Raw genomic sequence first — 11,030 nt, 5'->3', positions numbered from 1 at the left:
AGCGCCGTTACATAGGTAGGATCAACTTTCAGCGCTTCTTTGTAGTTGCGGATTGCTAAGTCGTACTGCTCTTGCGCAAAGTAGGCAAACCCCAGTGCGTTGTAGATCAAAGGGCTTTCTGCTTCATCTAGGTCATCGGCTTTCAGTGCTTTTTGAAACAGCCCGATCGCCTGAGCAAACACCTTCTTGTCTAAATAGATGCCGCCTAGTTCGTAATATTCCTGTGCCGTTCCCTTCTCTTTGGTTAGCTTTGCCTGCAAGCGTGACAAGGCATTTTCAGTGCGGCGTGTCTTAAGAACCTGACGAACAATTGCTACGGCTGCAATAGCAAGCAGCACCAGTAGCAGTGAAAGATAAATCGTGGGATATGCAGTGCTCATGAAAACGGTGGTTGACTCAACAACGATCGGACAGTTACAACCAACTTATCGCACGGGCGACCGTCGTGGATCTACGGGAGACCCCAAAACGCCGATCGCTGCTTCAGCCAACCTTCTCGCTGCCAGCGTTCCAGCAGGAAATCAATCCGTCGTCGCAGTGCGTCGTACTGGAGTCCCTTAGGAACCACGATGCAGAGCGGCTCCACCGAGAGCGATACAGCGACAAGGCGATAGTCGGGAAAGGTTTGCACCCAACCGCTAAGCACACTGGCATCTGCGGCAAAGGCGATCGCCCCCTGCTTCTCTAGAAGAACTCTGGCGGCATCGTAGGAGTCTACGCCAACTAGAGTCGCCGTAGGCAATCGGTAGCGCAGCGTCTCTGCTGTGCTAGATCCCTTGAGAACTGCGATCGTCCGGTTAGCCAAGTCCTCCAAGCGCTGCACCTGAGAAGTGCGGGTCACCAGTGCCGTTCCATCAAGGTAGTAGGGTGCGCTAAAACTGACAACGCGGGAGCGGGCATCCGTTGCCGTGACCCGCGCGATCGCAACGTCTACCTGTCCATCTGCAACGGCAGCAATTCGGTCCTGATTGAGAACAGGCTTGAGTTCCAGCGACGCTGGACGATCGAGCAATTCTCGCGCCAGTCGCTGAGCAATATCAACTTCAAACCCTTGAAGTTGACCATCCGTCGATCGAAATCCCAACGGTCGTAGATTGTCCTTCACCGCTACGATGAGGCGTCCCCGCTGCTGAATTGTTTGTAGATCCGCAGCAAAAAGTGGAGGCATCACCAATAATGCCCCCACTAGGCTTAAACCCGCAGCCTGACGAATTTGAGCAGCAAGGCGTTTCAGCACCATGCGTTTCAACATCCTTCGATCGTGCTTTTAAGCAGGCTGCTTGGCTTGAGCCGCGAGTTCAACAACGCGGTTGAAGCCTGCCGGATCAAGCACTGCCATTTGCGACAGCATCTTGCGATTGATCTGAACGTTCGCCTTCTTCAGGTTTCCGATCAGTTGGCTGTAGCTCATGCCGTGCTGGCGTGCTGCCGCATTAATGCGCGTGATCCAAAGGCGACGGAAATCCCGCTTGCGCTTGCGACGATCGCGGTAAGCATTCCGCAGCGCCTTCATTACCTGCTGGTTTGCTGTGCGGAACAGGCGGGAATGAGACCCCCGGAACCCTTTTGCCAGCTTTAAAATCTTCTTGCGGCGTTTCCGAGCCACATTTCCACGCTTTACCCGTGCCATCTCTACAACGTCCTCTACTCAAATTTGTCTTGTCTACTCGTGGCTAGACCCTTGTCACGCGCCCAAGCGTCTAGTCCTTAAAGATAAGGAAGCATCAAGCGAACATTTGCTGCGTCTCGCTCGTTCACCACTGCCATCCCTGCTAGACGGCGCTTCCGTGCAGAGCTTTTGTGCTCCAATAGGTGGCTTCTGAACGTTTTCCGGTGCATAATTTTACCGTTTCCGCTGACTCGTAAACGCTTAGCGGCGGCTTTGCGGGTTTTTAGCTTAGGCATGGGTCGCTTTGGGTTCGTTTTTCAACACAGCTTACCATAATACTATCAACCGACCTTCTCCTGCAAGCAACGAATGTCGGCTTGTCGGCTGGCAAGTTGGACGTTGATTCACACAAAGCAGGCGCGATCGCAAACCCTTACTTCGACCCTATTCACACGGTCAACCACTTTTACGCTACACTGGGGGAGCGCCTGCGGAGTTTCTTCGCAGGCTACTGGGCTTTTGTGAAGGCAATTACTTCATAAGGGGTGGGGCTGACCCACTTTTTTATTTGGGACTTTCCGATGGCGCATCCATTAATTCCACAAATTCTTGACCTAGCCGCGCCGGTAGCAGAATCGATCGGCTTAGAAGTAGTCGGTGCTGTATTTCACACAAATCAACGTCCGCCAGTGCTTAGAGTGGATGTCCGCAACCTAACACAAGACACGGGCTTAAGCGACTGTGAGCGCATGAGCCATGCGCTGGAATCGACGTTAGATGCCGCAGGCATTATTCCAGACGCTTACGTGTTAGAAGTCTCTAGCCCCGGCATTTCTCGTGAGCTTGCCACCGATCGCGAATTTGTCTCGTTTAAAGGCTTTCCGGTCATTGTGACGCTGGCTGAACCCTACACAGGGCAGCAAGAGTGGATTGGGCAACTCATCGGTCGAGACGAAGCGGCGATTCACCTCAGCCAAAAGGGACGTATGATCACTCTTCCCCGTGAGCTCGTCGCTAAGGTTCAGTTGGACGATCGCCGCCCTTAGCGTCACAACAATTATTTCTCTCGTACCTTTCCAATGGAGTCTGTCCTATGTCAATGGTCGCTTTGCCCGGACTCAGAGACATGATCGATGGCATTAGTCGCGAACGAAATTTACCAAAACCTGCTGTACAAGCCGCGTTGCGGGAAGCGTTGCTCAAAGGTTACGAACGCTATCGCCGTACTCAGCGGATGGATAGTTCCAACTTCGACGAGGAGTATTTCTCAAACTTCGAGGTTGAATTAGACATCGACGAAGAGGGCTTCCGGGTCTTAGCGACTAAGACGATCGTCGAAGAAGTCGAGAACCCAGACCATCAAATTGCCTTACTTGAAGTGCAAGAAGTCGCTGCCGAAGCGCAAGCGGGAGACACAGTGGTGCTGGATGTCACGCCAGACCAAGGTGAATTCGGTCGCATGGCGGCAATTCAAACGAAGCAGGTGCTTGCACAAAAGCTGCGCGACCAACAGCGCAAGCTAGTTCAAGAGGAGTTCCAAGACCTGGAAGGAACCGTTTTACAGGCGAGGGTGCTGCGCTTCGAGCGGCAGTCTGTGATTATGGCAGTCAGCAGCGGCTTTGGGCAGCCAGAAGTCGAAGCGGAACTGCTGAAAAAAGACCAGCTTCCCAATGACAACTATCGGGCGAATGCCACCTTTAGGGTTTACCTGAAGCGCGTGCTGGAAGGCTCTCATCGGGGACCGCAACTGTTGGTATCTAGAGCCGACGCAGGCTTGGTCGTGTATCTGTTTGCGAACGAAGTCCCTGAAATCGAAGATGAGATTGTCCGCATTGTTGCCGTTGCTAGGGAAGCAAACCCGCCCTCGCGCCATGTTGGTCCTCGTACTAAGATTGCTGTCGATACGGTTGAGCGTGATGTAGACCCGGTGGGTGCGTGCATTGGCGCACGCGGCTCTCGGATCCAAGTTGTGGTTAATGAGCTGCGCGGCGAAAAGATCGATGTGATTCGCTGGTCGCCGGACCCTGCGACCTATGTTGCTAATGCGCTCAGTCCAGCGCGGGTCGATGAAGTCCGACTGATTGATCCAGATGGACGGCAGGCGCACGTGCTTGTGGCGGAGGATCAATTGAGTCTGGCGATCGGCAAAGAAGGACAAAACGTCCGTCTTGCGGCGCGCCTAACAGGCTGGAAAATCGACATCAAGGACTCGGCGAAGTATGACTACGACGCAGAAAATCGCAGAATTACTGAAGCATTAGAAGCGCGTCGTCAAGCACAAGAAGCCGAGGAAGCCGAGTATGAGGAGGAGTATGAGGAAGAGTATGAGGAGGACATTGCTCTAGACGCCGTAGAGGTAGAAAGTGACGCCCCACTAGATGAAGAGGAGGATCTAGCACCAACCGGACGATCTGCAGGCGCAGGCTCAGATGGGTCTGGTTCGGAGTCAGAAGCTGCACTGCGGCGTCCGTAGCGACTCGGCGCTGACGTCACTCGTCGAGCAAACATGGATGCCTCTCTAGCAAGCGGTGAATTCAATGGAACCGAACTACCGACGCTGCCTTGGCTGTGGCAAAATTGCCCACAAATCAGAATTCTGGCGCGTAGTTAGGACACATCCCTCACACGCGATAGAATTAGATCATGGGTTTGGGCGGTCTACCTACCTGTGCCCTCAGCCTACCTGCCTACAACTCGTGCAAAAGAAAAACAAGCTGAGCCGCGCACTGAAAGCTGCCGTTCCTAAGCAAATTTATGAGCATCTGTGGCAGCAACTCACTCCAGACTCACTCAGTAGCAACTTGTAACAGGCGTCTTTACTACAAACTTTGACTAGAGCCGACGAAACACGTCCCAGCGTTCAAAAATTTGTGCAAAATTAGAAAAGGTAGCTGTTTGCTGGCGAGAGCAGTCCAAACAATGTTGGAATTGCTCCGTAGAGAGGTCGAAAGCCGTCTCTAGCTAGTAGTGGCGCTTGCAACTCAGAAACTAGGGAAAATGCTGGACCGAGTGTAGTTCACGAGAAAGCAGGTAACTATGTGACAACGCAACTGGACTTAGGCAGAGAGGAAAGACTGGATGAACAATGGCAAAGTCAGAATTTACGAGCTATCAAGGGAATTAAATTTGGATAACAAGGATCTATTGGCAGTTTGTGAGCAGCTAAACATTTCGGTGAAGAGTCACAGTAGTACCATTACGGACTCTGAGGCTGAGAAGATTCGCGCGGCTGCCGAGAAGCAGTCTGGGCAATCCTCTGTTAAGTCTGCTCAGGTCCGTCAGCAAGGACCTCAGGCTCAGGCGGCAGACGCCAAGCCAAGAGTTCCTGCTCCTGTTCAGAAAAAGCAGCAGATTTTGGAAATTCGCAAGCCGATCATCCGCCAGAATGCCAGTTCTGAATCGTCTACTGCCTCCAGTGACAGCGTGTCTCCACCAGCGGCGCCTCCGTCGATCCAGGCACCGTCGAAGCCAGCTTCGCTAAACCGTCCGGCTGCTATTAAGCCTGAGGCGCCGACGGAAGCTGTCAAACTGCCTGAAGTGCCTCCTGAAATACCTGAGGATACGTCTCCTCCTGTGGAAGCTGAGACCCAGCCTCCTGCAGAACTGCAGGAATTGACGTTGGAGACGGTGTCGGAGAAAGCTCCAGAGCCAGAACTGACAAGACCTCCGGCAAGACCGATCGCAGAGGCGGTAACCCCGAAGCCAGCCTTGACGACCCGACCCCTGATTAAGCGGTCTCAGCAAGAGTCAGCGCCTTCAGAGGCAAAGCCTGCCCCAGAGCGGGCGGCGCGGCGCGATGGTGCACCTAGACCACCTGCTCCAGGGTCGGTCAATCGGCAGCCCGGTGCGAAGCCTCCGGAGGACCGTCCGACGCCACGACCTCAAATTATGGAACTGCGGCGTCCCCGTCCCGTTCGCCCAGATTCGGAAGAGGCAGTGCCAGCACCCGTTGGACGCACAGAAGGCGGCGTGCCGGGCGTGATCAAGATTAACCGTCCCAAGCCAGGTGATCCGGCTGGGACGGCACCAGGGGCACCAGAAACGGTGCAGCTGCAGGAGCGACCGTCTCTCCCTCGTACCCTCAAGAAGGGTAAGACTCGGCAAGAGGAGGAAGAAGAGGCACGGGACTTTTCCGAGAAGGTGGCAGCTAAAGCCGCTGCTAAGACTAAGCGGCGAACGCAGCCCAACTTAGATGATGAGGATGAGGATCTCGATAACCTGCTTGGCGCTGAGGGGCTCGATGGCGATTCTCCAGCACAGGTAAGTCTGTCGCTCATGCGTCCGGCAAAGCCCAAGCAGTCGCGTCCGCCGCAGGTTAAGGCACCTGTTGCAACGGTGACTCCGAAATCGAAAAAATCGACGAGCTTCCGCGATCGACGCGATCGGCGCGAACAGGAAGTTAAGGTTGAGAGGCCCGAAAAGATCACGCTAATGGGTGGTTTAACGGTGCAGGAATTGTCAGGGCTGCTGACAGTCCCCGACACCGAAATTATCAAAACGCTCTTCATGAAGGGCATTTTGGCAACGGTGACCCAGACGCTAGATGTTCCCACTGCCACGATGGTGGCGCAAGAGTTTGGAATTGAGGTGGAAACGGGCGAGCGAGAAGCGGAAGCGCGGAAAGTTACCGAGATGCTGGACGCGGAAGACTTGGAGCACCTGATTCGCCGTCCGCCCGTTGTCACCATCATGGGACACGTGGATCACGGTAAGACCACCCTACTGGACTCAATCCGCAAAACAAAAGTGGCGCAGGGCGAGGCAGGCGGTATTACGCAACACATTGGTGCGTACCACGTGGATGTCGAGCATAACGATCAGATGCAGCAGGTTGTCTTCCTGGACACGCCTGGTCACGAAGCGTTCACAGCGATGCGGGCGCGAGGAGCACGAGTCACGGATATTGCAATCCTTGTGGTTGCGGCTGATGATGGTGTGCGTCCTCAGACAGTCGAAGCCATTAGCCACGCTAAAGCGGCTGAGGTGCCTATCATCGTGGCGATCAACAAGATCGACAAAGAAGAGGCGCAGCCCGATCGCGTGAAGCAGGAGCTCACCGAGTACGCCTTGGTGCCCGAGGAATGGGGCGGCGACACCATTATGGTGCCTGTTAGCGCCATCAACGGCGAAAATCTTGACACGCTGCTGGAGATGATTCTGCTGGTGTCGGAGATTGAGGAACTGTCGGCGAATCCCGATCGTCCTGCCAAGGGAACGGTGATTGAAGCGAACCTCGACAAAGCTAAGGGACCTGTTGCCACACTGCTGATCCAGAACGGAACACTGCGCGTGGGCGATACCCTCGTCGCAGGTTCGGCGCTGGGCAAAGTGCGGGCAATGGTGGATGATCGTGGCGATCGAGTGAAAGTCGCGTCTCCCTCATTTGCCGTTGAGGTATTGGGCTTGGGTGATGTCCCTGCTGCTGGAGACGAGTTCGAGGTCTTCCCCGACGAGAAAGAAGCCCGCGCCGTTGCGTCTACTCGCACCGACGAGCAGCGACAGTCTCGCCTGCTTCAGGCAATGTCCTCTCGCCGCGTCAGCCTCAACACCCTGTCTGCCCGTGCTCAGGAAGGCGACCTGAAGGAGCTCAACCTAGTGCTTAAGGCAGATGTGCAGGGTTCCGTTGAAGCAATTCTGGGTTCGCTGAAGCAGCTACCTCAAAACGAAGTGCAGGTACGAGTGCTGTTTGCGGCTCCAGGCGAAATCACTGAAACGGACGTAGACTTAGCCGCTGCCAGTGACGCTGTCATTATTGGCTTCAATACCACGCTGGCAACAGGGGCACGCCAAGCTGCCGACCAAGCAGGCGTCGATGTGCGCGAGTACACCATCATTTACAAGCTCCTGGATGACATCCAAGGTGCGATGGAGGGCTTGCTGGAGCCAGAACTCGTTGAAGAAGCGCTGGGTCAGGCAGAAGTGCGAGCGGTGTTCCCGGTGGGTCGCGGCTCTGTGGCTGGCTGCTATATCCTGTCTGGTAAAGTGATCCGCAACTCGAAGGTACGCGTGCGTCGAGGCAGCAATGTGATTCACGAGAGCAACCTGGATTCGCTCAAGCGGATGAGGGAAGATGCTCGCGAAGTCAATGCTGGCTACGAGTGCGGTATCGGTGTGGATAACTTCAATGCCTGGGAGACTGGAGACATCATTGAGGTCTACCGCATGATCACCAAGCGGCGGACGCTCTCACCTGCTAAGTAAGAGCAAGGCCTAAAAAAGCAAAAGCCCAGTGAACTTTTCACTGGGCTTTTTTGGTCTTAGAAATTTTGGTTCTAGTGAGCCTTCCTTAACCCTCACCCCCTAGCTCGCTCTGTGTATGCACATCTTTGGCTTCGTTGAGCAGACCGCAGGGGGCTTACCCCGTACCCTGTCTTTTGGGTTTCTAACTCTTATCAGGTATCAGGCGTAGCTGCCATGATTCAACTTTGACCGTTAAACCCTCCTGGAGGGGATGCTGCCCCCCAAGTCAGGATTGCACATCCAAAGACTCAAACGATCGAGAACTTGTGTATATACCGTAGACCACAAGGAGAAGGGACAAGAGTTCTAGCTCCTTTTTCCCTGGAAAGAAAGTTGGGGATGAGGGCAATTCATACCTACCTTCAGCAACGCCAAAAACCGCTTTACCAAAACGTTGGCTGATGCCGAATCAAATTCAGAAACTCCTCGCGGGTCTTCTGATCGTCCTGGAACACGCCAACCATCGCGCTGGTCACAGTCCACGATCCCGGCTTTTGGACGCCACGCATCACCATGCACATATGGGTAGCTTCCATGACAACCGCAACGCCCTGTGGTTCCAAGATGCTTTGAACCGCTTCGGCAATTTGGCGAGTCAACCGCTCCTGCACTTGCAAGCGGCGGGAGTACATCTCGACAATCCGCGCCAGCTTGCTGAGTCCTACCACCTTTTGGTTTGGAATATAAGCAACATGCACTTTGCCCATAAACGGTAGCATGTGGTGCTCACACAGGCTGAACGCATTGATGTCGCGTACTAGCACCATCTCGTTGTGCCCTTCGTCAAAAATGGCTCCGTTGACAAGCTCTTCTAACGATTGCTGGTAGCCGCTGGTAAGGAAGCGCATTGCTTCAGCTACTCGCTTCGGCGTTTTCAGCAGTCCTTCCCGCTCCGGGTCTTCACCAACGCCGAGCAGCAGCGTTCTCACCGCCTCTATCATGTCATCCTGAAGCTCCTTGGGCGGCATCTGTAGATTAGGTTCCTGCTCGCCGTTGAGTGTGTTGCGATCGGGTCGAGTTTCTAGACGCTGAGCGCTGGTGGTCGTAGACACTGGTAAACCATTCGGAGAAGCGGTAGTCATAGTTGAGTCAAAAAAATGTAGGATGAACAAATTTCAACACGAATCCAATCCAAACCCCTAAAAGGTGCCAGCATTGGGCATTAAGGTCAGCTCTTCAACCACTGCCTGTTCTGGTAAAAGAGCAGTGTAAAGAATGGATTGGGCAACGGTTTCGGGAGTGAGCATGCGCGATCGATCAAAATCAGCTTGAACCGTTTCTGTGTCCCAAATCGGAGTATTCACAGATCCTGGCGACAAAATGACAACCCGAATGCCGTGAGTGCGCTCTTCCGCCGCTAGGGTTTTGGAAAGCGCCACCAAACCAAACTTGCTAACGCAGTAAGCTCCCCAGTCTGGAAATACCTGTTGTCCCGCGATCGACGCTACGTTGATGATCGTGCCTCGCTGACGCTGACGCATTCCCGGCAGGATGCCTTGAATACACTGGAACACACTAGTGAGATTTAGATCGAGGACCCGCTGCCAATCAGACAGCGTGGTATCCAACAAGGCGTTGGTGTAGCCCATACCCGCGTTATTGATCAGAATGTCGATCGGATCAAATTCAGCGGCAATTTTGGCGACTTGGTCACGAACCTGGCTCACCTGCGCAAGGTCAACAGGATACACCTGCACCTTGACGCCGTAGCCTGCCACTTCCTCTGCCACTGCGTCTAGCTTTGATTGAGTCCGGCTGACGAGAGCTAGATGAATGCCCGCCTGTGCAAAGGCGATCGCCGTAGCCCGACCAATTCCGCTACTCGCTCCCGTAATTAGGGCGCGTCGTTCTGCTTGACTCATGAAATAGCCTAAAATTCTGTAAATTAGTGCAGCGCAAAGACTTAGCAAAGCCTAAGCGAGGTCGCTCATCAGACAGTCAGAGGAAACTCGACCCAGCGCTTAAACGTTATGGATTGACAAAACAAGGTACAAAGACCTAAAGCACAACCTCTATACAGAGGCACAGGCAGAATGGGTCCTCTCACAGCGATGGAGCTAACGGTTGGGCAGCGACAGGCAGTAAACCAATTCGCTGACGGAAGAAATACGCCCACGAAGAGAAATGTGAACAAATATTTCCTAAATGATTATACCACTCAGAATTTGCGCTTGCGGAAGAAAGCTGATCAGATCGGCGCTTCTGCAAACATTCCGATCGCCCGAAATTTCTGATAGCGCAATTCCTGCCGCTGCGGACCCGTCATCTGCGTCAGTTCACTCAGATGGCGCAGGAGAGCCTCTCTCAGGATCTCGGTGGTTCTCAACGGGTCGGCGTGGGCACCACCGATCGGCTCTGGCAAAATTTCGTCGATGATGTCTAGGTGCTTTAGGTCCGGAGCCGTAATTTTCAGCGCGTCTGCTGCTTGAGGAGCTTTTGCGGCATCACGCCAGAGAATGGACGCACAGGCTTCTGGACTGGCTACAAAATACACTGAGTGCTCAAACATCAGTAGGCGATCGCCGACGCTGATGCCCAGCGCTCCGCCGGACCCAGCTTCTCCAATTACCGTACAAACAATCGGCACCTCAAAGCGAAACATCTCCCGAAGGTTATAGGCAATCGCTTCACCCTGCCCTAGCCGTTCACTTTCGGCATTCGGGTTCGCTCCAGGGGTATCAATAAAGGTGAGGATCGGCATTCCAAATCGATCGGCGTGTTCCATTAGCCGAATCGCTTTGCGATAGCCACTGGGAGACGCCATGCCGAAGTTGCGGGCGATGTTGTCTTTAGTATCGCGCCCCTTCTGCTGACCAAGCATCACCACAGGTTGCCCTGCTAGGCGCCCCACACCGCCAACCAGCGCGGGATCGTCTAAGCCGCCGCGATCGCCGTGTAGCTCCATCCATTCGTCGCTAATCGCCTGGATATAATCCAGCGTGCTGGGGCGGCGCGGATGGCGCGCAACCTGAAGCCGTTGCAGCGGCGACAGACTGCTGAAAATTTCTTGGCGAAGCTGCACGGCGCGTGCCTCAAGCTGACGAATCTCATCAGAGACATCGACGTCATTTTCTTCGGCAAGTTCACGAATCTGGATAATTCGTGCCTCTAGATCTGCCAAGGGTTTCTCGAAGTCAAGGAGAATCGGTTTGCGTTCGGTCGTTGCCACAAGGATCTCGCT

The 11,030-nt window shown here is 54.2% G+C and carries 11 protein-coding genes; 4 read left to right on the top strand and 7 right to left on the bottom strand.

What is annotated here, in order from left to right:
* From H6F43_RS05405 to rpmI, 4 genes are all read right to left on the bottom strand, one after another.
* Positions 1 to 380, bottom strand: a 380-nt coding sequence (locus H6F43_RS05405) for a tetratricopeptide repeat protein (RefSeq protein WP_190341434.1), incomplete at its 3' end; no start/stop codon positions are given.
* Positions 381 to 451: 71 nt separating this feature from the next.
* Positions 452 to 1,240: a transporter substrate-binding domain-containing protein gene (locus H6F43_RS05400; protein WP_190341436.1), complete on the bottom strand. Its 789-nt coding sequence runs from the start codon at positions 1,238 to 1,240 to the stop codon at positions 452 to 454.
* Positions 1,241 to 1,267: 27 nt separating this feature from the next.
* Entirely contained in the window at positions 1,268 to 1,630 is a 363-nt protein-coding gene (gene rplT, locus H6F43_RS05395; protein ID WP_190341432.1) for a 50S ribosomal protein L20, read from the bottom strand.
* Positions 1,631 to 1,707: 77 nt separating this feature from the next.
* Positions 1,708 to 1,905, bottom strand: coding sequence for a 50S ribosomal protein L35 (rpmI, locus tag H6F43_RS05390; protein WP_190341430.1), 198 nt, complete (start codon positions 1,903 to 1,905; stop codon positions 1,708 to 1,710).
* A gap of 285 nt (positions 1,906 to 2,190) precedes the next feature.
* Here rpmI and rimP point away from each other — a divergent pair, with 285 nt between their 5' ends.
* From rimP to infB, 4 genes are all read left to right on the top strand, one after another.
* Positions 2,191 to 2,655 carry a ribosome maturation factor RimP gene (gene rimP, locus H6F43_RS05385; RefSeq protein WP_190341428.1) on the top strand — a complete coding sequence of 155 codons (465 nt, stop codon included), beginning with the start codon at positions 2,191 to 2,193 and terminating at the stop codon, positions 2,653 to 2,655.
* A gap of 47 nt (positions 2,656 to 2,702) precedes the next feature.
* On the top strand, positions 2,703 to 4,082 hold the full coding sequence (gene nusA, locus H6F43_RS05380; RefSeq protein ID WP_190341426.1) for a transcription termination factor NusA: 1,380 nt from the start codon (positions 2,703 to 2,705) through the stop codon (positions 4,080 to 4,082).
* A 64-nt stretch (positions 4,083 to 4,146) separates the two neighbouring features.
* Positions 4,147 to 4,416 carry a YlxR family protein gene (locus H6F43_RS05375; protein ID WP_190341424.1) on the top strand — a complete coding sequence of 90 codons (270 nt, stop codon included), beginning with the start codon at positions 4,147 to 4,149 and terminating at the stop codon, positions 4,414 to 4,416.
* A 271-nt stretch (positions 4,417 to 4,687) separates the two neighbouring features.
* Complete coding sequence (gene infB, locus H6F43_RS05370) at positions 4,688 to 7,810, top strand: translation initiation factor IF-2 (protein ID WP_190341422.1); 3,123 nt, start codon at positions 4,688 to 4,690, stop codon at positions 7,808 to 7,810.
* Between the two features lie 422 nt (positions 7,811 to 8,232).
* On the opposite strand, the gene folE is transcribed toward infB, so the two are convergent.
* The 3 genes from folE to H6F43_RS05355 form a co-directional block, all read right to left on the bottom strand.
* Positions 8,233 to 8,931 (bottom strand): GTP cyclohydrolase I FolE, encoded by a 699-nt coding sequence (gene folE, locus H6F43_RS05365; protein ID WP_190341420.1) that lies wholly within the window; start codon positions 8,929 to 8,931, stop codon positions 8,233 to 8,235.
* A gap of 57 nt (positions 8,932 to 8,988) precedes the next feature.
* Positions 8,989 to 9,711, bottom strand: a complete 723-nt coding sequence (locus H6F43_RS05360; protein WP_190341418.1) for an SDR family oxidoreductase — start codon at positions 9,709 to 9,711, stop codon at positions 8,989 to 8,991.
* Positions 9,712 to 10,037: 326 nt separating this feature from the next.
* Positions 10,038 to 11,018 (bottom strand): acetyl-CoA carboxylase carboxyltransferase subunit alpha, encoded by a 981-nt coding sequence (locus H6F43_RS05355; RefSeq protein ID WP_190341416.1) that lies wholly within the window; start codon positions 11,016 to 11,018, stop codon positions 10,038 to 10,040.
* Positions 11,019 to 11,030: the final 12 nt, after the last annotated feature.

The sequence above is a fragment of the Leptolyngbya sp. FACHB-36 genome (genome assembly GCF_014695955.1).
Lineage (GTDB): Bacteria > Cyanobacteriota > Cyanobacteriia > Leptolyngbyales > Leptolyngbyaceae > FACHB-36.
The sequence above is the reverse complement of the archived record's forward strand: the minus strand, read 5'-3'. Positions and strand labels throughout refer to the sequence as shown.